The organism is Brachybacterium phenoliresistens, assembly GCF_000576425.1.
In the GTDB taxonomy this organism is placed as follows: Bacteria; Actinomycetota; Actinomycetes; order Actinomycetales; family Dermabacteraceae; genus Brachybacterium; species Brachybacterium phenoliresistens.
Genome location: NZ_KK069989.1, coordinates 360,732 through 380,882, shown reverse-complemented (window position 1 = coordinate 380,882; position 20,151 = coordinate 360,732). Strand labels below are relative to the sequence as shown.

General features: G+C 72.9%; 18 protein-coding genes. 8 read left to right on the top strand and 10 right to left on the bottom strand.

Annotation, left to right across the window (positions count from 1 at the left end):
- Positions 1-70: 70 nt before the first annotated feature.
- Entirely contained in the window at positions 71-1,708 is a 1,638-nt protein-coding gene (locus BF93_RS04775) for an ABC transporter substrate-binding protein (RefSeq protein WP_038370898.1), read from the bottom strand.
- A 255-nt stretch (positions 1,709-1,963) separates the two neighbouring features.
- Here BF93_RS04775 and BF93_RS04770 point away from each other — a divergent pair, with 255 nt between their 5' ends.
- A complete protein-coding gene (locus BF93_RS04770) occupies positions 1,964-3,139 on the top strand; it encodes a mandelate racemase/muconate lactonizing enzyme family protein (protein WP_038370895.1) in 1,176 nt (391 codons plus the stop codon).
- 27 nt (positions 3,140-3,166) lie between these two features.
- On the opposite strand, the gene BF93_RS04765 is transcribed toward BF93_RS04770, so the two are convergent.
- On the bottom strand, positions 3,167-4,447 hold the full coding sequence (locus tag BF93_RS04765; protein ID WP_038370893.1) for a hypothetical protein: 1,281 nt from the start codon (positions 4,445-4,447) through the stop codon (positions 3,167-3,169).
- A gap of 69 nt (positions 4,448-4,516) precedes the next feature.
- On the opposite strand from BF93_RS04765, the gene BF93_RS04760 reads away from it, so the two are divergent.
- From BF93_RS04760 to BF93_RS04750, 3 genes are all read left to right on the top strand, one after another.
- Positions 4,517-6,994 carry a glycoside hydrolase family 3 protein gene (locus BF93_RS04760; RefSeq protein ID WP_038370892.1) on the top strand — a complete coding sequence of 826 codons (2,478 nt, stop codon included), beginning with the start codon at positions 4,517-4,519 and terminating at the stop codon, positions 6,992-6,994.
- Positions 6,991-7,692 carry a hypothetical protein gene (locus BF93_RS04755; protein WP_038370890.1) on the top strand — a complete coding sequence of 234 codons (702 nt, stop codon included), beginning with the start codon at positions 6,991-6,993 and terminating at the stop codon, positions 7,690-7,692. Before BF93_RS04760 ends, BF93_RS04755 begins: the two co-directional genes overlap by 4 nt.
- Before the next feature lie 327 nt (positions 7,693-8,019).
- Positions 8,020-9,480, top strand: coding sequence for a DHA2 family efflux MFS transporter permease subunit (locus BF93_RS04750; protein ID WP_232226206.1), 1,461 nt, complete (start codon positions 8,020-8,022; stop codon positions 9,478-9,480).
- Between the two features lie 113 nt (positions 9,481-9,593).
- Here BF93_RS04750 and BF93_RS04745 read toward each other — a convergent pair whose 3' ends face one another.
- Together BF93_RS04745 and BF93_RS04740 are read right to left on the bottom strand one after the other, a co-directional pair.
- Positions 9,594-9,941, bottom strand: coding sequence for a DoxX family protein (locus BF93_RS04745; protein ID WP_038370889.1), 348 nt, complete (start codon positions 9,939-9,941; stop codon positions 9,594-9,596).
- Positions 9,938-10,246 carry a hypothetical protein gene (locus BF93_RS04740; RefSeq protein ID WP_038370887.1) on the bottom strand — a complete coding sequence of 103 codons (309 nt, stop codon included), beginning with the start codon at positions 10,244-10,246 and terminating at the stop codon, positions 9,938-9,940. Before BF93_RS04740 ends, BF93_RS04745 begins: the two co-directional genes overlap by 4 nt.
- An 80-nt stretch (positions 10,247-10,326) precedes the next feature.
- Between BF93_RS04740 and BF93_RS04735 the strand changes: the two genes are divergently transcribed.
- Together BF93_RS04735 and BF93_RS04730 are read left to right on the top strand one after the other, a co-directional pair.
- Entirely contained in the window at positions 10,327-11,265 is a 939-nt protein-coding gene (locus tag BF93_RS04735; RefSeq protein ID WP_051486524.1) for a sigma-70 family RNA polymerase sigma factor, read from the top strand.
- Positions 11,266-11,269: 4 nt separating this feature from the next.
- Positions 11,270-12,070, top strand: coding sequence for an alpha/beta hydrolase (locus tag BF93_RS04730; protein ID WP_038370885.1), 801 nt, complete (start codon positions 11,270-11,272; stop codon positions 12,068-12,070).
- Positions 12,071-12,185: 115 nt separating this feature from the next.
- On the opposite strand, the gene BF93_RS04725 is transcribed toward BF93_RS04730, so the two are convergent.
- Complete coding sequence (locus BF93_RS04725) at positions 12,186-12,566, bottom strand: winged helix-turn-helix transcriptional regulator (protein WP_038370884.1); 381 nt, start codon at positions 12,564-12,566, stop codon at positions 12,186-12,188.
- Between the two features lie 85 nt (positions 12,567-12,651).
- Between BF93_RS04725 and BF93_RS04720 the strand changes: the two genes are divergently transcribed.
- A complete protein-coding gene (locus BF93_RS04720) occupies positions 12,652-13,572 on the top strand; it encodes an NAD(P)-dependent oxidoreductase (RefSeq protein ID WP_038371139.1) in 921 nt (306 codons plus the stop codon).
- A gap of 248 nt (positions 13,573-13,820) precedes the next feature.
- On the top strand, positions 13,821-15,704 hold the full coding sequence (locus BF93_RS04715; RefSeq protein ID WP_232226192.1) for a carbohydrate-binding module family 20 domain-containing protein: 1,884 nt from the start codon (positions 13,821-13,823) through the stop codon (positions 15,702-15,704).
- 254 nt (positions 15,705-15,958) lie between these two features.
- On the opposite strand, the gene BF93_RS04710 is transcribed toward BF93_RS04715, so the two are convergent.
- Genes BF93_RS04710 through BF93_RS04690 form a run of 5 tightly spaced genes read right to left on the bottom strand, consistent with a single transcriptional unit; the run spans position 15,959 to position 20,053 of the window.
- On the bottom strand, positions 15,959-16,639 hold the full coding sequence (locus tag BF93_RS04710; RefSeq protein ID WP_038370883.1) for a hypothetical protein: 681 nt from the start codon (positions 16,637-16,639) through the stop codon (positions 15,959-15,961).
- A 15-nt stretch (positions 16,640-16,654) separates the two neighbouring features.
- On the bottom strand, positions 16,655-17,440 hold the full coding sequence (locus tag BF93_RS04705) for an IclR family transcriptional regulator (protein WP_038370881.1): 786 nt from the start codon (positions 17,438-17,440) through the stop codon (positions 16,655-16,657).
- Between the two features lie 41 nt (positions 17,441-17,481).
- A complete protein-coding gene (locus BF93_RS04700; RefSeq protein WP_051486523.1) occupies positions 17,482-17,919 on the bottom strand; it encodes an RbsD/FucU domain-containing protein in 438 nt (145 codons plus the stop codon).
- Positions 17,916-18,680: an SDR family NAD(P)-dependent oxidoreductase gene (locus BF93_RS04695; protein WP_198025346.1), complete on the bottom strand. Its 765-nt coding sequence runs from the start codon at positions 18,678-18,680 to the stop codon at positions 17,916-17,918. The genes BF93_RS04700 and BF93_RS04695 overlap by 4 nt, the downstream gene beginning before the upstream one ends.
- Positions 18,681-18,724: 44 nt before the next feature.
- The gene (locus tag BF93_RS04690; protein ID WP_038370880.1) at positions 18,725-20,053 is read right to left on the bottom strand and encodes an MFS transporter; all 1,329 of its coding nucleotides are present in this window, start codon (positions 20,051-20,053) and stop codon (positions 18,725-18,727) included.
- Between the last annotated feature and the right edge of the window lie 98 nt (positions 20,054-20,151).

Sequence of the window (20,151 nt, the reverse complement as noted above, 5' to 3'; positions counted from 1 at the left end):
GTGCCGGAGGATCCGGCCGGGGCGCCCGCCCCGTCGGATGCCTGCGTGGTCGTCGCCCGGTCGGCGCCGCTCACTTCGCCAGCGGGGCGAGGCGGAACTTGAACGAGGAGTCGAGGGTGACGCCCTGGACCTCCGTCGTGGACACGGCGATCTGCGCGCCCTGCAGCAGCGGCAGGGTGGAGACGTCGGCGGCCACGAGGTCCTGGATCTGCACGAACAGGGCCTCGCGCTCGGCGGCGTCCTCGGTGCCGCGCTGCTGGGCGATCAGCGCCTGCACCTCCGGGTTGTCGTAGTGGTTGACCAGGAAGTTGTCCTTGATGAAGAACGGGGAGAGGTAGTTGTCGGCGTCGGAGTAGTCCGGGAACCAGCCCAGCTGGTAGGCGGGGTAGACGTCGGCGGTGCGGTCCTCGGAGTACTGGACCCATTCGGTGGACTGCAGGTCCACGGTGAACAGGCCGTCGGCCTCGAGCTGCGCCTTGACCGCGGCGTACTCGTCGCCGGAGGAGGCGCCGTAGTGGTCGGGGTTGTACTGCAGGCTGAGGGCGACGGGGATCGTCACCCCGGCCGCCTCGAGGCGGCCGCGGGCCTTGGCGGCGTCCGGCTTGCCGGAGCCGTCGCCGTACATGTCCTGGAACTGGGTGCCGGAGCCCGGCAGCCCGTCGGGGATGTACGAGTACAGCGGCGTGTACGTGTCCTTGTAGACGTCGGCGGCGATGGCGGCGCGGTCGATGAGGTCCGCCGCGGCCTGGCGGATGGCCTGCGCCTTCTTCGGATCCGGGTCCTCGGTCTTCGCGCCGTGGGGCATGGTGTCGAAGTTGAAGACGATGTACCGGATTTCGCCGCCGGGGCCCTCGTGCACCGTGAGGGAGTCCTCGCCCTGCAGGGACTCGATGTCCGTCGCGGACAGCGAGCGCCACACGCAGTCGATGTTGCCCTGCTGGATGTCCAGCTTCATGTTGTTCTGGTCGGCGTAGTAGGTCATGGTCACGTTCGGCGTGGCCGGGGTGCCGAACAGTCCCTTGTACCCCTCGAACGCCTGGTAGGAGACCAGTTCGTTGAGCTTCCAGCTGGCGATCGCGTAGGGGCCGCTGAAGGCGTCCGCGGCGACGATCTCGTCATCGGGCAGCACGGCGTCGGCGGGGAACACCTCGGAGTCGACGATGGGGCCGGCCGGGCTGGACAGGATGTACGGGAAGGTCTGGTCGTTGGGCTCCTTGAGGTGGAACTCGACGGTCAGCTCGTCGACGACGGTGACGGAGTCGAGGTTGGCCAGCAGGCTGGAGGGGCCGTTGGGATCGGCGATCGCGAGCTGGCGGTCGAAGGTGTGCTTGACGTCCTCGCTGGTCAGCGCGTGACCGTTGGCGAAGGTCAGGCCCTCCTGCAGGGTCACGGTGTAGACGTCGGGGCTGGTGAACTCGGCCGATGCCGCGAGGTCGGGCTCGGGCACGCCGTCGGTCGAGCCGACCTTCGTGTTCAGCAGGTAGCCGTAGACCTGGGTCCACACCGTCGAGGAGCCGTTGTCATAGGCGGCCGCGGGGTCCAGGGCGGTCACCTTGTCGGTGGTGCCGACGGACAGCGCGGCGCCGCCTCCGCCGTCGCTGCCCCCGCCTCCGGTGTCCGAGGTCTGCGCGCAGGCGGTCAGCAGGACCGGGATCCCGGCCAGGGACAGCAGGACGGTCCGGCGTCGAGGAGTGAGGGCGTCGAACATGGGGAACCTCCAGGTGGGGCGGGCGGCCCACGGGTGGCGGGCAGGCGGCAGGGGAAGCAGGTCCGATGTGATCTGCATCGCCGCAGGGGTGCCATGGAAACTAGCACCGCGTCCCACCATGCGGTCGCCGGAGGGCCCGGAACCCGGACGACTTTGCCGAACCGTTACCCGCGGGGCGTGACCCAGCCCACTCGCATCGTTGCCTGCGGGCCGCCGCGACGGGAACAATCGTCGGACCTCTATCCCGGGAGATCCATGGTCACCGCCGACCCGTCCATCCGATCCGCCGAGCGCTTCCGCTTGCGCTCCCGCTACCCGCGCACCATCGGCCGCAACGCCCGTCTGGGCAGCCACGGCGACGCCCCCGCCTCCGAGATCCTCGTGCTGCGCACGGCCGACGGCCGGACCGGATGGGGCCTGGTCGAGGGCGCCCCCGGGGACGCGTCCCGCCTGGTGGGCAGGTCCCTGTCGGAGCAGATCAGCCCCGATTCCGGGGTGCTGGACCCTGCCGAGCGCTGGGCCGATGTCGCCCTGCACGACCTGCTGGGCGTCGTGGCCGATGCTCCCGTGCACGCCCTGCTGGGCGGCCATGGTCCGCTCGTCCCCGCCGGCCCGGACGGCTCGGGGGCGCCGGCCTCCCCGGGGTCCCACGCCTCCCCCGGGTCCCCCGCGGTCCCCGTCTACGACGGCGCGATGTACTTCGACGACCTCGACCCCGATGCCTCGCCCCGCGGCATCGACGTGATCCTCGCGCAGTGCCGGGCCGATGCGGCCGCCGGGTTCACCGGCTTCAAGCTGAAGATCGGCCGCGGCCACCGGTGGATGCCCCGCGAGGCCGGGGACCGCCGGGACGTGGAGGTCACCCGCGCGGTGCGCGAGGCCTTCCCGGACGCCCGGATCCTCGTGGACGCGAACGACGGCTACGACCTGGCCGGCTTCCTGCGCTACCTGGAGGCCGTCGCCGACGTCGACCTGTACTGGGTCGAGGAGCCGTTCCTGGACGACGCCGGGGATCTCGCGGCCCTGCGCGCCTGGCTCGATGCACACTGCCCCGCCACCCGCATCGCCGAGGGAGAGTCCTCCCCCGACGTCCCCGCGCTGATGCCGATCGCCGCCGCCGGGCACATCGACGTCCTGCTCATGGACGTGCTGTCCTTCGGCATCACCGCCTGGCGGCAGCTGATGCCCGAGGTGATCGCCGCCGGCGCCCATGCCTCCCCGCACGCCTGGGGCGAGCCGCTGAAGACCGTCTACGCCGCCCACCTCGCCGCAGGGCTCGGCGGTGTGGAGATCGTCGAGGGCGTCCCCGGCACCGTCGACGGCATCGACCCGGCCCTGCTGCGCCCCGTCGACGGCATGCTCCACCTCAGCGACCGCCCCGGCTTCGGCATCCCGCTGCCCGAGGACGAGCATCTGCTGCCGAGCCGGTGAGGGGACGGTCGCGCTAGGCGGGGCCTCTCATCGCACGAGCCTGGCCAGGTTCCAGGCCATGACGATGGTCAAGAGTGCGAAGAGGAACACGGAGATCCAGTCCTCGACGGTGGCTGACGGCTCGTCGACGAACGCTCCGTCCGTCGCGACGACAGCGATGCCCACTGCGGTCATCCCGAGGCAGACCAGCCCGAGCAGCACCACGATGACCGCTCCGAGCACGCTCAGGACGACGAAGGGGACGCGCAGCGCCGCCCTGTCCCTCACGCCGGTCACCTCACGCACGCATTGCCACAGCTCACGCACGAGCGACGCCGGCTTCACCGCCTGCATCGCCGGTGCATCCGTGTCGCCGTCGAGGATCGCGATGGCCTGCGGAGGGATCCCGACCATCGCCGCCATCGACGCCATCGGGTCACGGTCCCCCTCGGGTCGGATCACGGGACGGCCGAGGGCGTCGGAATCGGTCGCGGGCGCGAGAGTACGGACGATCGTCCCCGCCAGATCCTCGCGGTGCCGAGGATCGTCCTCCTCGACGCTCCGCCACCCGGTATCCCAGTCGATCGCGGTGGTCTCGACGTCTCGAACCCAGGGAGCCCAGCCCTCCGGTCCGGGGCGGCGATCCCGTCGCAGGAGATCGATCCCGGCGGCCGAGCCGCTCCCGCGCCAGAGATGGACCACGGGCGCCTTCCCGGTGGAGCGGCTCTCGGCCAGCATCTCGGCGAGAGCTCTCCCCTCGAGTTCCGCGCACTGCATCGCCAGCGTCCCGTCGAGATCTGCGACGCGAAGGGGGTGCCCGCCGCGGGCGAGCAGCCGGAGGGCCATCCGCAGCTCCTCCGAACCGTCGCGGATCAGCACCACGGAGCGCGCGGCCCACCTGCGATCCCATGCCGGAAGGTCGACGATCCGATCGAGCCCCTCGATCAGCTCCTCCTCATCCAGGACCTCCCTCAGCAGCGCCTCGACCCGGCCGTGCTCCGCGGGCTGCCCGAAGGCCTGGGCCACGGCGTTCGCCACCGCGCTCCGCCGCACCGCGTCCTGCTCCTCGTCGCCGAGCTCGGCCTCGTCCTCGCACCAGTCCGGGCACCAGGACCATGAGGTCGTGCCCTCGGCGGTGCGCACCTCCAGCACGATCCGGCCCTGGGACTCGTCGATGTGGACCGCGTCGCCGAGTCCCGCGAGGGCATCGGCGTCCTCGGTCCGCACCGCGGTCCATCCGGCGGGCGAGGTGGGGCCCGCGTCGCCCCGGCCCATCGGGCGGAGGGCGGCCAGGGCATCGGCCTGGGCGGCGCGGAGGAGCACGAGCATGCGCTCACAGTAGAGTTCCCCGGCTCCGCCCGCCGTCCTTTTCCGTCGCGCCCCGATACGGTGGACTCCATGGCGATGACGCTCTCCCCCACCAAGACCTCCGACCTCTCCGTGACCTCGAAGGTCGGGCAGATCAACCAGCGGCTGAAGGGGTGGGAGGCGGTGCGCTGGGTCGACGGCCGGCCGCAGGTCACCGATGTGCTGCGCGCGGAGATCGACCGGCTCGGCGGGATCGGGGCGCTGTACGGGGTGCTGCGCGCGGATCCGTGGTCGGCCGTCCGCTGGGGCACGGGCATCCCGCCCGAGCGCAGCGCCGAGGCGTACGCCGCGGTCCAGGAGTGCGTCACCTCCCGCGGCGACGGGATGCCGGTGCTGTTCGTGGAGGAGGCGCCGCACGGGCTGATGGCCCTCGGCGGGACGACGCTGCCGGTGAACCTGGCGCTCGGCGCCGGCATGGACGCCGACCTGGCCCGCGAGCTGGGCGCGGCGGTCGCCGCGGAGGCTCGCGAGCGCGGCACCCATCTGCTGCTGGTCTCGGGGCTGGACGTGCTGCGCGATGCCCGCTGGGGCCGGTCCGAGGAGTGCTTCAGCGAGGACCCGGCGATCGCGGCCCTGCTGGTCGAGGCGACGGTGCAGGGCATGCAGGGCGCCGGCCCCGGGGAGCGGATCGATGCCCGCCACGTCGCCGTGGTCGCCAAGCACCTGGCCGGTCAGGGCGCCGGGATCGGCGGGCGCAACGGCTCGGGGGCGCCCATCGGCCGCCGCGAGCTGGGCGAGATCCATCTGAGGCCCGCCTTCGCGGCCGCCCGCGCCGGGGTCGCCGGGTTCATGTCCGCCTACAACGACGTCGACGGCGTGCCGTGCACGGGCAGCCGGGAGCTGCTCACGGGGACGCTGCGCGAGGACTGGGGCTGGGACGGGATCGTCATGTCCGACGGCGGGGCGATCGACCGCCTCACCCTCGCCACCGGCGGCGGGCTCGAGGGCGCGGCGGCCCTCGCCCTCGGCGCCGGCGTGGACCTCAGCCTCTGGGACCAGGCCTACCTGCACGTGGCCTCGGCGATCGAGAAGGGCCTGATCGAGGCGGCGGCCCTGGATCTCGCGGTCTCGCGCGTGCTCGCCCTCAAGCAGCGGCTGGGCCTACTGCCCGACGAGGACGGGAGTGAGCAGCCGATTTCGGCCGATGCGCCAAGCGGTGCCGCGGCACCGGCCGGGGCCGATGCGCCGGCCGGGGACGACGAGCGCGCCTGGCCCTCCCCAGCGGCCCGCGAGACGATCGCCCTGGCCGAACGGGCCGCCCGGCAGGCGGTGGTCGTGCTCGAGGACGGCGACCTGCTGCCGCTGAGCGCGCGGAAAGTCGCGGTCGTCGGCCCCAACGCCGACGACCTCGACGCGCAGCTGGGCGACTACACCCCGCCGCGCCCGCCGCAGGACCCGGCCGCGTCCACGATCCGCTCGGCGCTGATCGAGCGCCTGGGGGCCCAGAACGTCACCTTCGCCCGGGGCAGCGCCCTGCGCTCCGAGCTCGTGCCCGTCGAGCTCTCCCCGCAGTGGAAGGACGCCGCGGATCCGATCGCCGAGGTCGCCGCGGCGATGCCGCTGACCGCGGTGACCTCGCTGACCATGAACGCCGATGCCGCGATCGTGGTGCTCGGCGGCACCAGCCGCCGCTCCTACGAGGACGAGTTCGCCGACAACGGCGCCGTCGAAGGCCCCGCATCGGACACCACCAACGGCGAGGGCGTGGACCTCGCCTCCGTCGCGCTGCCCGAGCCGCAGCTCGCCGTCGTCCGCGCCGCCCGCGAGGCCGGCAAGCCCGTGATCGCCGTCGTCGTCGACGGCCGCCCGCGCGCGCTGACAGCGCTGCGGGAGCTGGCCGACGCGACCATCCTCGCCCCGTTCCCCGGACCCGCGGCCGGGCGCGCGATCGTCGATGCGCTGTACGGGGAGGGAGGGCCGCGCGGACTGCTGCCGATGACCCTCCCGGCCGGCGACGGCGCCACGCCGGTGTCCCACGACCAGCGCCTGGAGGCCGCCCGCGGCTACCTGGACCTGCGGGAGGTGCGCGGCCCGCTGCTGGGCGCCGGCCTCCCGCGCGGGATCACCTGCCAGGTCGCAGCCGGGGGCATCGCTGTGCCCCCGGGCGCCGCCGACCCCGCAGGCGCCCCGGAGGCCGCAGGCGTCACGAGCGCCGATCAGGCCCGGGACGGGGTCGTCCCCATCTCCGTCCCTGCCCTCGAGGACGGACGTCCGGCGCAGGTCACGGTGCAGGTCGAGAGCGTCCGCGAGGACACCGTCTCGGTGCCCGTGGTGCTGTACGGGCGGCGCCACGAGCTCGGGATCGTGCCGCGCGCCCGCACCGTGCTGGCCGTGCGGCGCGTCGAGGTCGAACCCGGCCGCAGCGCGGTGACCTTCGACCTCGGCGCGGACGCGCTGGGCTCCTGGGCATCCGGCCGGCCGCGGGCCGTGCCCGCCGAGATCGAGATCTGGGCCGAGCCCCAGCTCGCACCGCCGGCCGATGCCCCGCGGATCCGGGTGACGGCATGAGCACTCCGCCGGCGCCTCCGCAGGGCCGCGCGTCCGAGCCCCGCGCGACAGGTCCCGCCGGGCGCATCACCCGCCGCGCGGCCGCGGCCGGACTGCTGGCCGCCTCCCTCGCCGCCTGCACCCGCGGCGAGGAGGGCGGCCCGCCCGCCGCCTCGACCGGCGATGCGTCCTCGCCCAGCGCGAGCGCGACGTCCCCCGCGCCCGAGCAGGCCGCTCCTGCGGAATCCACCGCGGCGGCGACGCCGGACCACGAGCCCCGCGAGCCGGCGGAGGTCGCCATCGGCCAGACCTTCACCGACCCGGAGACGGACGACGCCCTCACCATCGTCTCCGCCCTGCGGGACGCACTCACCACGCTGCGCGCCGAGGTCGTCGCCGCGGGCGGCGAGGTCATCCTGCTGCAGGTCGCGGGCGCCCCGGGGGCCCGCAGCGTGATCGCCCTCTACCCGACCTTCTTCTCCCTCCTGGCCGATGGCACCGAGGCCGGCGCAGACCTCGCCCTCTGGGACGAGATCACCGCCTCCGGCCGCACCCCGCTGGACGCCACCGACGACGGCACTCCCGCCGAGGGATGGCTGGCCCTGGTCGCACCGCGGCGCGAGGAGACCTACCGCTGCCTCTACCTGCGCCCGGAGGCCAGCCGCGACGGGGTGGCCATCCCCGCCTTCCGGCAGGAGATCACGATCCCCGAGGCCTGATCCCGGCCGAGCCCGCCCGCGGGCATGCCCCCTCGCGCGAACGTGCCCGGCGTCGCACGGCATCGCGCGGCGTCGGCGGGCAGGCGTAGATTCCTCCCCGGCGCCCTCCGAGCTCGAGGCGCGCCGACATGCGCACAGACCAGGGGGTTCTCCATGCCGTCCACCACCGGACCGTCCGGCTCCCCGCATCCCGGGTCCGGGTCCCACGCCTCCGGGTCTCCCGGATCCGGGCACGACCCGTCCGGCGCCGCTCCCGCGGCCTCGGCGCGGGACCCCCGACTGGACCGGCCCTGGCCGGCGCTGTGGTCGATCGTGCTGGGATTCTTCATGATCCTGGTGGACACCACCATCGTCACCGTCGCCCTGCCGCGGATGCAGGCGGACCTCGGCGCGGATCTCACGGCGCTGCTGTGGGTGACCAGCGCCTACCTGCTCGCCTATGCGGTGCCGCTGCTGATCACCGGACGCCTCGGCGACCGCATCGGCCTGAAGACCATGTACATGGCAGGGCTCGCGGTGTTCACGCTGGCCAGCCTGTGGTGCGGCCTGGCCGGAGGGGTCGGCATGCTGATCCTCGCCCGGGTGGTGCAGGGGCTGGGCGCCGGGATGATGACCCCGCAGACGATGTCGATGATCACCCGCCTGTTCCCGCCTGCGCGGCGGGGCGAGGCGATGGCGCTGTGGGGCGCGACGGCCGGGGTCGCGACCCTGGTCGGCCCGGTCGCCGGCGGGCTGCTGGTGGACGGCCCCGGCTGGGAATGGATCTTCTTCGTGAACCTGCCGGTGGGGGCCATCGGCCTGGTGCTCGCGGCCCGCCATGTGCCCCGCTTCGAGCGGCGCGCGCACTCCTTCGACGGGCTGGGCGTGGTGCTGTCCGCGGTGGGGCTGTTCCTGCTGGTCTTCGGCATCCAGGAGGGCAACACCTATGACTGGGGCACGATCACCAACTCCCTGCGCATCGGCCCGTGGGAGACGGGGCTGCCGGTGAGCGTGCCGGGGATGATCATCGGCGGCATCGTCGTGATGGCGGTGTTCGTCGGGTGGCAGGCGATCAACCGGCGCGAACCGCTGGTGCCGCTGTCGCTGTTCCGCGACCGCAACTTCTCCGTCGCGAACATCGCGATCGCGATGATGGGCGCGACCGTGCTGACGCTGTCCTTCCCGATCACCCTGTACTTCCAGCGGGTGCTGGGCATGTCCCCCACGCAGGCGGCCCTGATGACCGTGCCGATGGCGCTGGTCTCCGGGGGCCTCGCCCCGTTCGTCGGCCGATGGATGAACATCGTCAACCCGCGCTGGCTGGCCGTGGGCGGGTTCGTGTCCCTGGCGGCGGGCCTGTTCTGGCTCTCGCGGATCATGGCCCCGGGGGCGTCGATCGTGCTCCTCCTGCTGCCGTTCTTCCTGGTGGGGCTCGGCAACGCCCTGATCTGGGGACCGCTGTCGATGACGGCGACCCGCAACCTTCCGCCGTCGATGGCCGGCGCCGGCTCCGGGGTCTACAACGAGACCCGGCAGATCGGCTCGGTGCTGGGATCGGCCGCCATCGCGACCGTCATGAACGATCACATCGCCGTGCGCTTCCAGGACGCCCTCGGCGGCGCGGCCCCCACGGCAGGGGCCGGCGGGGAGGGGGCGCGCGCGGCGGAGCTGCCGGCGATGCTGCACGAGCCCTTCGCCCACGCCATGGCCGATGCCCTCCTGCTGCCGGTGGCGCTGTCCCTGGTGGGAGTCCTCGCCGCGCTGGCCATCGGCCGGCCGGTGGACCACGGGGTGTGGGAGAAGGGCTGATCGGGCCGGCTCCGGCTGGAGCCGTAGCGAGGCACGAGCAGCGGCGCAGGCCGGTGCCGGCCCGATCGGCCGGACCCGCCGAGCTGACCGGAGCCGGCCGACGCCCGCAGCGATCAGACGAGGAATCGTGCCGCCGCGGCCACGGCGAGCGCCAGGAACGCGAGCGGGAACGCGATGTTGTGCAGCACCCCCGCCCGCAGGTGCGCCGCGACCGCCCCGAGGTAGAAGAGGACCAGGCCGATGCCGGCGACGAGGCCGACCGGGGCCAGGCCCGCGAGGCCGGCGACCAGCCCCAGGACCCCGGCGATCTTCGGTGCCGCCATCCAGGGCACGCTGCCCGGCGGCAGTCCGACCTCGGCGGAGTTGGCCAGCACGAAGCGGGCCCGGGCGAGGTCCGCGACGGCGATCACCGCGTTGGCGAGGATGCCGGCGAGGACCGCCGCGGTGAGCACGAGGCTCATCGGGCCTCCCCCGCGCGGTATTCGCCGATGACCTGCATCGCGACCGGCGGGACGGGCCCTCCGGCGCGCTGGGCGATCAGCGTGCGCAGCGCCGCGGCCTCGGGCAGCTCCGGCAGCGGGTTGGCGATGCCCTCCTCCAGCGCCAGCATCAGAAGGAACTCCGGGCTCTCCCGCGCCCGCACGGCGGTGTAGGAGACGCCGGCGGGGGCGGCATCGGCCAGGGCGGCGAGCACGCGGCCGATGCTCTCCTCGAGCTCGGCGGCATGCGCGGCATCGGTGCGGAACCGGACGATCTGTACACTCACGAGCGTTCTCCTCGGTGCGGGTCTGTTGTGGGTCGTTCACCCGTCTTGACGCCCCTCCCACCGGAAAGGTGACCTCTCGGATGGCACTTCTCGATGCCTACTCCGCCGAGCGCCCGCGCCTGCTGTCGCTCGCCCATCGGATCCTCGGCTCGACGCACGATGCGGAGGACGCCGTGCAGCAGGCGTGGCTGCGCGCGCAGTCCGCCCGCCCCGACGAGATCCGCGACCCCGCCGCCTGGCTCACCACCGTGACGGCCCGGCTGTGCCTGGACCAGCTGCGGGCCCGACGCCGCCGCGAGGAGTCCACGCTCCCGCCCGAGCACCTGCTGCCTGCCCAGGTGGCCGCCGACGAGGAGATGATGCATCGGGAGGACGTCTCCCGGGCGCTGCTGGTCCTGCTCTCGCGGCTGTCGCCCGCGCAGCGCGTCGCCTTCGTGCTGCATGACCTGTTCGGCGTCCCGTTCGTCGAGGTCGCGGCGGCGCTCGGAACCTCGGTCGCGAGCGCGAAGAAGCAGGCCAGCCGGGCGCGGCTGCGGCTGCACGGCGCCCCGGACGATGTGGGCCCTGCCGGGGGCGGTCCCGCCGGGGGCGGCAGTGCCGGTGGTGGCGCCGCCGGAGACGGCGCCGAGGGAGCGGCGCCGCTCTCGCAGGCCGCGGTCGCGGAGCATGCGCGCCTCCTGGAGGCGTTCCTCGCCGCCGCACGCGAGGGCCGGATGGAGGCGCTGCTCGCCCTCCTGGCCCCGGAGGCGGTCCGCACCGCGCACCCCGAGCTGCTGCGCGACGGAGCACGGCCCCGGGTGACCGGCGCCCGTGCCGTCGCCGAGGAGACCCGTGGCTTCCTGGACCGGATCCGTGCGAGCACGATCCTGCTGGTGGACGGCGAGCCGGCCGCCGTGATCGCCCCGGGCGGCCACCCCGTCGCGCTCGTGCGCATCGGCATCGCCGGAGGGCGGATCGCGCGCGTGGACATCGGCCCGCTCCCGGCGCGCAGCCGGCTGCGGGCCGCGCCGCTACGCTGAGCCCATGCCTTCCACCTCTCGCCGGCCCCGTGCCCTGCGCCTGCTGCTGGGCCTGGTCGCCGCGCTGGGCGTGCTCGTGCTCGTCGCCGCCGGCGGGTTCCTCGTCTGGGCGAACGTCGGCGTGATGGATGCGGAGGAGGCCCCGTACGCGGCCGTCCTGGAGGATCCCGGCATCGTGGCCCGCTCGTCCCGCGAGGCCCTCGTGCTGCTGCCCGGCGACGCGACCGCGAGCAGCCCCGAGGGGAACGGCGCGCCCACGGCCCCGGCGATGGGCCTCGTCTTCTACCCCGGGGCGAAGGTCGAGGCAGAGGCGTACGCCGCGCGGCTGTCCTCCCTGGTCACCGAGCACGAGGTGGCCGTCGTGATCGTCCGGCCCGCCCTGCATCTGGCCCTGTTCGACCGGCGCGGGCTCAGCACCTTCACCGACCTGGTGCCGGAGGCCGGCACCTGGATGGTCGGCGGGCATTCCATGGGCGGGGTGCGGGCCTGCCAGGTCGCGGCCGAGGCCGATGCCCTGATCCTGTTCGGCTCGTACTGCGCGACCGACCTCTCCGGGACCGATCTGCCGGTCCTCAGCCTCGGCGGCAGCGAGGACGGGCTGTCGACCCCGCAGAAGATCGCCGACGCCCGCCCTCTGCTGCCCGCCGACGCCGAGCTCGTCGAGATCCCCGGCGCGAGCCACGCCAGCTTCGGCGACTACGGACCGCAGTCGGGCGACGGCACCCCCACGATCGACGACGGCGCCATGACCGCCGAGGTCACGCAGCAGATCTCCGGCCTCATGACGGATCTCGCCCTGACCTGAGCCGGAGGAGTGCTCCGAGCCGATGCTCTTCCAGGTCCAGAGAGCCTCGGTGCCGCCACCGCCCGCATGCGCCCAGTCCGCGGGCTTAGGGGTCGGACGGTGGCCGGAACGCAGCTCAGCCCGCGGCCGATGCGGGCGCCTCGGGGACCGGTGCGACCTCGAGCCCCTCGCGGCGCACCCGCTCGCGGCCCCAGGCCCCCAGGGGCAGCAGCGCCTCGTTCAGCGCCGCACCGGATTCCGTGAGCGAGTACTCGACCTTCGGCGGGACCTCGGCATACACGGTGCGCAGGACGATGCCGTCGGCCTCCATCTCCCGCAGATGCTGGGCGAGCATCTTCTCGCTCACCCCGGGGAGCGCCCGGCGCAGCTCGGAGAACCGGCGCACGCCGTGGGCATGCAGCTCCCACAGCACGAGCCCCTTCCACTTCCCGCTCACGACGTCGAGCGCGGCGTCGATCCCGCAGATGTACGGGCCGGTCCTCGGTGCTTTCGCCATGCCGCCTCTTCGCTTACTCGCCGGTGAGCACCGCAGGAAGAAGTGCGTACTTCCCGACCCGCCGGTGCCCGGCCAGTATGGCCGCATGACGAACACCCCCTCAACTCCCCCGACGTCCGCCGCGCCCGTCACCGTGATCGGCCTCGGCCCGATGGGCCAGGCGATGTCCCGCGCCCTGCTGGAGGCCGGCCACCCGGTCACGGTGTGGAACCGTACGCCCCGGCGCGCCGACGCCCTCGTCGAGGCCGGAGCGCGCCGGGCGGACTCCCCGCGCGAGGCGGTGGAGACCACCGACCTGACCCTTCTCAGCCTCACCGACTACCGCGCGATGCACGACATCCTCGACGGCACGACGTCCGTGCTGGCCGGAAGGACACTGGTCAACCTCAGCTCCGACACCCCGGCGGCGACCCGGGACGCGGCCGCGTGGGCCGCATCCCACGGCGCCTCCTTCCTCACCGGAGGGCTGATGGTGCCCGCGCCGATGCTCGGGACCGAGCGCGCCTACGCGTTCTACAGCGGGGACGAGGAGGCCTTCGCCGCCCATCGGGCGACCCTCGCCCGCATCGCCGCGCCGCGGTTCCTGGGGGCTGATCCGGACCGCGCCCAGCTCATGTACCAGGCGCATCTGGACGTCTTCCTCACGACCCTGGCCGGGTTCGCCCATGCCACCGCCCTGGCCGGATCCGCCGGGATCACGGCGCAGGAGTTCCTCCCCGAGGTGATGCAGCTGTTCCGTGCGATCCCGGAGATGATCGCGCCGGACGGCATCGAGGCCCTCGGCGCGCGGATCGACGCCGAGGAGCACCCCGGCGAGGGCAGCAGCGTCACCATGATGGGCGCGACCGCCGACCACGTCCACGCGGCCAGCACCGTCGTCGGGATCGACACCACCCTGTCGGGCGCGGTGCAGGGCCACTACCGGCGGGCGATCGCCGACGGCGGCGGCGCGGAGGGATGGACCCGGATCATCTCCGGCATCCGCGCCCCGCGGCCGACAGCCTGAGAAGACCTGGCTGCAAGAATACGCAAGTCGAGAATCCGTCAGCTCCCGCCTCGGGACCCGGCGCCGATGGCACGTCAGACCAGGCCTGACCCCTGGCCACCGGATCCCCTCTCGACGAGCCCGCCGGACCCGTGTACTCTCCGACACACTCCCTGCAGGTTTGTGCAAGTTTTTGCAGTCAGGTTTCCCGGCGACGCGGCCGGGACGGCAGTCCGATGGCGGGCTGCACCCACGAAGAGGAGAGTTCCATGCAGTTCACGTCCGAGAGCGGCCCCGGCGGGGCGGCCCCGCGCCGTCCCGGCAGGCCGCCCCTGCACCGTCCCGGCGCCGCGCTGCCCCGTCCCGGCATGCCGGCCCCGGCCCGGCCCGGCGCGCGGGCCCTGGCCCGCGTCGCCGCCGCGCTGGCGCTGGCGTTCCTGGTCGCGTGCAGCGGCCTCAGCACGCCTCCGCGGGCGGCCGATGCCGCACCGCCGGTCCCCACCACGGGGGCGGAGTCGCCCCAGGGCCGCGGCGACGTCATCCTGAACCTGTTCCAGTGGACCTGGGACGCGGTGGCCGCGGAGTGCACGAGCACCATCGGCCCCGCCGGCTTCGGCTACGTGCAGGTCTCGCCGCCGCAGGAGACCATCCGCGGCACCGAGTGGTGGACCTCGTACCAGCCCGTCAGCTACCGGATCGAAGGGAAGCTGGGCACCCGCGCCGAGTTCGCGGCCATGGTCGATTCCTGCAACTCCGCCGGCGTCGAGGTGATCGCGGACGCCGTCATCAACCACACCACCGGGGTGGGCAACGGCAGCGGCACCGGCGTGGCCGGCACCCCCTACGGCGTCGACGACTTCCCCGGCCTGTACGGCGCGGAGGACTTCCACGACTGCCGCACCGACATCTCCGACTACACGAACCGCTGGCAGGTGCAGAACTGCCGGCTGGTCGGCCTGCAGGACCTGCGCACCGAGTCCGATGATGTGCGCACCACCATCGCCGCCTACATGAACGACCTCCTGGACCTGGGGGTGGCCGGGTTCCGCATCGATGCGGCCAAGCACATCCCCGCCGAGGACCTCGTGGCCATCAAGGCCGAGCTGTCGGACCCGGACGTGTACTGGGTGCAGGAGGTCATCGGCGCCCCCGGCGAGCCGATCCAGCCCTCGGAGTACCTGGGCTCGGGCGACTCGCACGAGTTCGCGTACTCCCGCGAGCTGAAGACCCGCTTCGACGGCCGGATCAAGGACCTGCGGACCATCGGCGACGGGAAGCTCCTCTCGGCGAGCGCGGGCGTGTTCGTGGACAACCACGACACCGAGCGCAACGCCGAGACCATGAACGAGACGTGGGGCGCGAAGTATGTGCTGGCCAACACGTTCATGCTGTCCTGGCCGTACGGCTCGCCGTCGGTGTACTCCGGCTACCGCTTCACCGACAAGGACGCGGGCGTCCCCGGGTCGACCGAGACGACCGTGCCCGATGCGGACTGCGCGAGCGCGACCTGGACCTGCACCCAGCGCTGGACGGAGATCCAGGGCATGGTCGGCTTCCACAACCAGGTCGCCGGCACCGAGGTGACGAACTGGTGGGACGACGGCGGGAACCATATCGCCTACGGCCGCGGCGCGAAGGGCTACGTGAGCATCAACAACACCGGCGCCTCCGTGACCCGCACCTATCAGACCTCGCTCCCGTCCGGGACGTACTGCGACGTGATCGCGGCCGATGACTGCTCGCAGACGATCACCGTCGCCGCCGACGGCACGTTCACCGCGACGCTGCCGGCCTACGGGGCGCTCGCCCTGCATGTCGGCGCCCTGTCCGGCGGGGACGCCCCGCAGGAGGGCGACCCGACCACGGTCGCGGTCGACTTCGCCGTCACCGCCAGCACCGTGTGGGGGCAGGACGTCTACGTGGTGGGCAGCATCCCGCAGCTCGGCGCGTGGAGCACCGGTGCGGCGGTGAAGCTCTCCGCCGCGACCTACCCGACGTGGACCGGCGCGGTGGATGTGCCGGCGGGGACGACCTTCGAGTACAAGTACATCAAGAAGGACGCCAGCGGCGCCGTGACCTGGGAGTCCGGGGCGAACCGCACCGCGACGGCCACCAGCTCCGACGACGGCACCGGCCAGGACACCTGGAGGTAGTCGGCCGGGCGCCCCGGGGCGGGGCCGCCCCGGGGCCCGCAGGACCGCGGCGCCCCGCGCGACCGCAGTGCCCCGCGGGACTGCAGTGCCCTCCGGGATCGCGCGGCGGCGCTTGGAGGAATTGCAGGCGTACGTACCAATTTCGGCGCGTCACTGGTACGGCAGGCTGCAATCGCTCGAGCGTCCGACACCGACACCTCGGCACCCCGGCACCTCGGAGTCTCGGCGGGCGCGGTCAGCTGCGGCGGGCGCGGTCAGCTGCGGCGGCCGCGTCCGCCCAGCCAGTCCAGGGCGCGGCGCACGCCGCGGCCGGGCGGGCCCAGGTGCCCGAGGGCCCGGGTGACGCCGGTGTCCTCCCAGGGATGCCGTTCGTGCTCGGGCCTGCGGCGGCGCCGCACCTCCCATTCGCCGAGGCGGACGCTGAGCGCCTCGACGGAGGCCTCGAGGCCGTGCAGATGCGCGGATTCCAGGAGATGCTGCTCGATCCGCGCGCGCAGGACCTCGTCCTGGGCACGGGCACGGGCGGCGCGGCCGATGCCGCGGGTCCACCACAGGCCTCCGAGGGCGACGAGAAGCACGGCGCTGCCGAGGAAGCTGGAGTCGGTGGCCTGCAGCAGGAGCGTCACGCCGCAGGCGAGGGTCGCCGCCCAGACGGCCACGCGCCCGCCGGTGTCCAGCAGGCGCAGCAGGCCGGGGACCGGGCGCACGGCGTCCACGGCCACGACCAGCACGTGCGCGAGGGCGACGAGCATCGCGGCGAGCATGACGGTGCCGATGCGCTTCTCCCCCGCGCCGACGCCGGTCTCGACGAGGACCACCCGGGCGAGCGCCCCGATCGAGGAGCCCAGCAGCACGCCGGCGATCGCGCAGATCAGCACGGTGCGGCGCCAGTCGGGGTAGCGGCCGTCGAGGTCGCGGCGCAGCAGCGGGATCATCCACGGCCTCCGTCGTCAGAGCGTGCCGGAGCCCGCCGCCGCCGCGGTCTCCTGGGCGCCCTCGGGCGCTCCGAGCTCGCGGGAGATCCGCCGGGTGGTCTCGAGCAGCAGCGGAAGATGCTCCTGGAGCTGCTCGATGGTGGCGTGATGTGTGAATGCCGTGATGGACAGGGCGCCCACGCAGGCGCCGCGTCCGTCGAACACGGGCGCGGCGATGCAGTTCGAGAACGTCTCGAACTCCCCGTCATCGGTGGACCAGCCGCGAGCGGCCACCAGCTCGAGCACCGCGCGCAGCCGGTCGGGATCGGTGATCGTGCTGTCGGTGTGCTTCTCGAAGGTCGCGTGGGCGATGATCCTGTCCCGCTGCGCAGGGTCGAGATGCGCCAGGATCGCCTTGGAGACGCCGGCGGTATGGATGACCACCTCGCCGCCGATACGCGTGTTCAAGGTGATGGACGAGGGCGGCTCGATCTTGTCGACGTAGATGAGCCGATCTCCCTGCGGGACCGCGAGCTGCACGGTGAAGCCGACGGCGTCGCTCAGCTCCTGGAGGTGCGGATGGACCAGCTCGCGGAGATCGAACTGCTCGACGGCGCGCGAGGCGAGGCCTGCCAGGCGGAACCCGACGCCATATCGGGCGTTCCCCACGGAGCGGAGGAATCCGGACGCCTCGAGGGTCTGCACGAGCCGCAGGGCCGTGGTCCGATGCGTCCCGAGGGTGTCTGCGAGCTCCTGCACGGTGCTGGGGCGCTCGCTGCACCGCTCGAGGATGGTGATGGCGCGCTTGACGGTCTGCGACATGATCCGCTCGGCCTCCCTTCTCCAGCCGCGATCATCTCACGTCATGCCCGCACCCCTCCGACGGTGAGCAGGACGTTCGCGAACCGGCGCACGTCTCCCGTGGCCAGGCAGAGGGCCACGTCCTCGGATCGGGCCGCCGCGTAGAACTCCCCGCGGGGGATCCAGGAATGCGCCGTCGCAGCGCCGGGAAGGAGCGCATCGACCTCCCGATGGACGTCGTGATCCGTGCGGCCGGACTCGGGCAGCATCCTGCACACCTCCTCCAGTGCGATGGCACGGTGGAGAGTACGCACCGCCTCGGGCACCGTCGGGTACCCGGCACAGAGCCCGATGTGGACCACGCGGCATCTCGGGCCGACGATCGTGGCCGTCGAGTAGAGCGCGTCGGCCACCAGGATCCTGCCCTTGTGCCCCACCCGTGCCAGCGCCTCGAGGACATCCGGATGGATGATCCCCGCCTCACCGCGGATGAGCGTCATGCGAAGTGCTGCCCGCCGTTGACGTCCACGATGGTCCCGGTCGTGAAGCTCGCGCCCGGAGAGGCAAGCCACGCCACGGCCTGTGCCACGTCCTCCGGCGTACCGGCACGTCCGACGGGGATGGTGGTGATCGTGCGCCGCTTGGAGTCCTCCGTGGTGAAGGTGCTGTGGAAGGGCGTGTCCTCGATGAAGCCCGGCGCGATGGCGTTGACGGTGATGCCGTCCGGCGCCAGTTCCTTCGCCAGGCCTCGGGTGAACCCGAAGATCGCCGCCTTCGAGGCTGCGTAGGCGGTGGCCCCCGGGTGCCCGCCGTTCCGACCGGCGAGGGAGGAGATGCTGATGATCCTCCCGCCCGGGCGGCTCAGGAAGGGCAGGACGGAGCGGGTCACGAGGAATGTGGAGTCGAGGTTGGTGGCCATCACCGTGCGCCACAGCTCGAGGTCCATCTCGGCGATGGGCGAACGACGGATGAGGCCGCCGATGTTGTTGACGAGGATGTCCAGGCTCCCGAAGGCCCTCCGGACCTCGCCGGCCATCGTCTCGACCTGCTCCGGGTCCGTGGCATCGACCGGCAGGACGAGGGGTGCCTGCCCGGTCGCAGCGCGCAGCGCGTCCAGCACCTGCTCGTCGGGGCGATGGGTCCGATAGGTCAGGGCGATCCGGACGCCCTGCTCGGCGAGCCGGCGCGCGATGCCCAGGCCGATGCCGACTCCGCCTCCGGTGATCAGGGCGGTCGTGCTGTTCGGGTGCGAGGTGGTCAAGGTCGTCTCCTAGTTGTGAGGGGGCCAGATGGCGGGGCGTCGGTTCAGCGGTCCTGGACCGCCACGCGTCCCTCCGGTCGGCGACCGGCGTACAGGGCGGTGGCGACCGCGGTGAGGATGAGGCACGCCGCGAGGAACGCGAGGCTCGCGTGGGTGCTCCCGGTCGCGTCGTTGATGAGGCCGACGGCGAAAGGGGCGACGAATCCCCCGACGTTTCCGACGGCGTTGACCAGTCCGATGCCGGCGGCAGCGGCTGCACCGACGAAGACCGAGGACGGCATGGACAGGAGCGGCGCGGTCGCGGCGTACACGCCCATGGCGGCGACGACCAGGAACATCAGACCCACCAAGGGGGAGACACCCGTCGTCAGCCCTGCTCCCAGAAGGCCGACGGCCGCGATCGTCATCGCTCCCGCCGCGTGCAGGGCGCGGCGGCCGGTGCGATCGGAGCGCCGGGCCCAGAAGAAGAGGAAGGCCGCCGCCGCACCATAGGGGAGAACCGAGATCAGGCCGACCTGGCCGACGGAGAAGTCTCCGAGCGACTGGATCACGGTGGGGAGCCAGAGCCCGAAACCGTAGATCCCGCAGACCATCCCGAAGTTCAGCCCCGCGTAGGCCCAGACCCGCCTGTCCGTGAGGCCGTCGATGAAGCGTCCGTGTCCGCTCCGGGCGACCAGGGCGTTCTCCTTCTCGATGGTGCCGATGAGCCAGGTGCGCTGAGAATCGCTCAACCAGGCCGCGTCCTGGGGACGGTCGGTGAGGAGCTTCGGCGCGAGCAGCCCGAGGATGATCGCCGGGATGCCTTCGATGATGAACAGCCACTGCCAGTCGGCCAATCCCAGCACCGGCGGCATCATGAGGATCGCCCCGGACAGCGGCGCGCCGATGGCGTTGGAGACGGGCTGGGCGAGGATGAACGTCCCGAGCACCGTCACACGCACCTTCTGGGGGAACCAGAGGGTCAGGTAGAAGATGATCGCGGGAAAGAACCCGGCTTCTGCCGCCCCGAGGAGGAAGCGCAGGATCGAGAAGGACACCGGGCCGGTGGTGAGGGCCATGGCCGTGGCGAGGACTCCCCACGAGATCATGATCCGCGCGATCCATTTCCGCGCGCCGAAGCGCACCATGCCGCCGTTGCTCGGCACCTCGAACAATGCGTACCCCAGGAAGAAGACTCCGGCCCCGAAGCCGAAGGCCGCTTCGGTGAGGCCGATGTCCGCGCTCATCGAGAGCTTCGCGAACCCGACGTTGTTGCGGTCGAGGAAGGCGATGAAGTACATGACCGCGATGACCGGGAGCAGGCGCCGCCGGATCGCTCTCAGCGTGCTGCGCTCCAGATCGAGCTCGGCACGGGGTGTGGTGGGGATCATCATCAAGACTCCTTCGGCTGATGCATTCATTGCGCGCGGTGTGCAATATGTGCACGCCAGAGGACGCTACGGCATCCACGAAAGGTCGTCAAGGAGCGGGC

Bases quoted from the DNA above. Each gene is read 5' to 3' on its own strand.
- BF93_RS04705 (WP_038370881.1), bottom strand. From the start codon at position 17,440: ATGTCGCAGACCGTCAAGCGCGCCATCACCATCCTCGAGCGGTGCAGC.
- BF93_RS04730 (WP_038370885.1), top strand. From the start codon at position 11,270: ATGCCTTCCACCTCTCGCCGGCCCCGTGCCCTGCGCCTGCTGCTGGGC.
- BF93_RS04720 (WP_038371139.1), top strand. From the start codon at position 12,652: ATGACGAACACCCCCTCAACTCCCCCGACGTCCGCCGCGCCCGTCACC.
- BF93_RS04775 (WP_038370898.1), bottom strand. From the start codon at position 1,708: ATGTTCGACGCCCTCACTCCTCGACGCCGGACCGTCCTGCTGTCCCTG.
- BF93_RS04735 (WP_051486524.1), top strand. From the start codon at position 10,327: ATGGCACTTCTCGATGCCTACTCCGCCGAGCGCCCGCGCCTGCTGTCG.
- BF93_RS04745 (WP_038370889.1), bottom strand. From the start codon at position 9,941: ATGAGCCTCGTGCTCACCGCGGCGGTCCTCGCCGGCATCCTCGCCAAC.
- BF93_RS04725 (WP_038370884.1), bottom strand. From the start codon at position 12,566: ATGGCGAAAGCACCGAGGACCGGCCCGTACATCTGCGGGATCGACGCC.
- BF93_RS04690 (WP_038370880.1), bottom strand. From the start codon at position 20,053: ATGATGATCCCCACCACACCCCGTGCCGAGCTCGATCTGGAGCGCAGC.
- BF93_RS04760 (WP_038370892.1), top strand. From the start codon at position 4,517: ATGGCGATGACGCTCTCCCCCACCAAGACCTCCGACCTCTCCGTGACC.
- BF93_RS04770 (WP_038370895.1), top strand. From the start codon at position 1,964: ATGGTCACCGCCGACCCGTCCATCCGATCCGCCGAGCGCTTCCGCTTG.
- BF93_RS04715 (WP_232226192.1), top strand. From the start codon at position 13,821: ATGCAGTTCACGTCCGAGAGCGGCCCCGGCGGGGCGGCCCCGCGCCGT.
- BF93_RS04700 (WP_051486523.1), bottom strand. From the start codon at position 17,919: ATGACGCTCATCCGCGGTGAGGCGGGGATCATCCATCCGGATGTCCTC.
- BF93_RS04710 (WP_038370883.1), bottom strand. From the start codon at position 16,639: ATGATCCCGCTGCTGCGCCGCGACCTCGACGGCCGCTACCCCGACTGG.
- BF93_RS04750 (WP_232226206.1), top strand. From the start codon at position 8,020: ATGATCCTGGTGGACACCACCATCGTCACCGTCGCCCTGCCGCGGATG.
- BF93_RS04765 (WP_038370893.1), bottom strand. From the start codon at position 4,447: ATGCTCGTGCTCCTCCGCGCCGCCCAGGCCGATGCCCTGGCCGCCCTC.
- BF93_RS04755 (WP_038370890.1), top strand. From the start codon at position 6,991: ATGAGCACTCCGCCGGCGCCTCCGCAGGGCCGCGCGTCCGAGCCCCGC.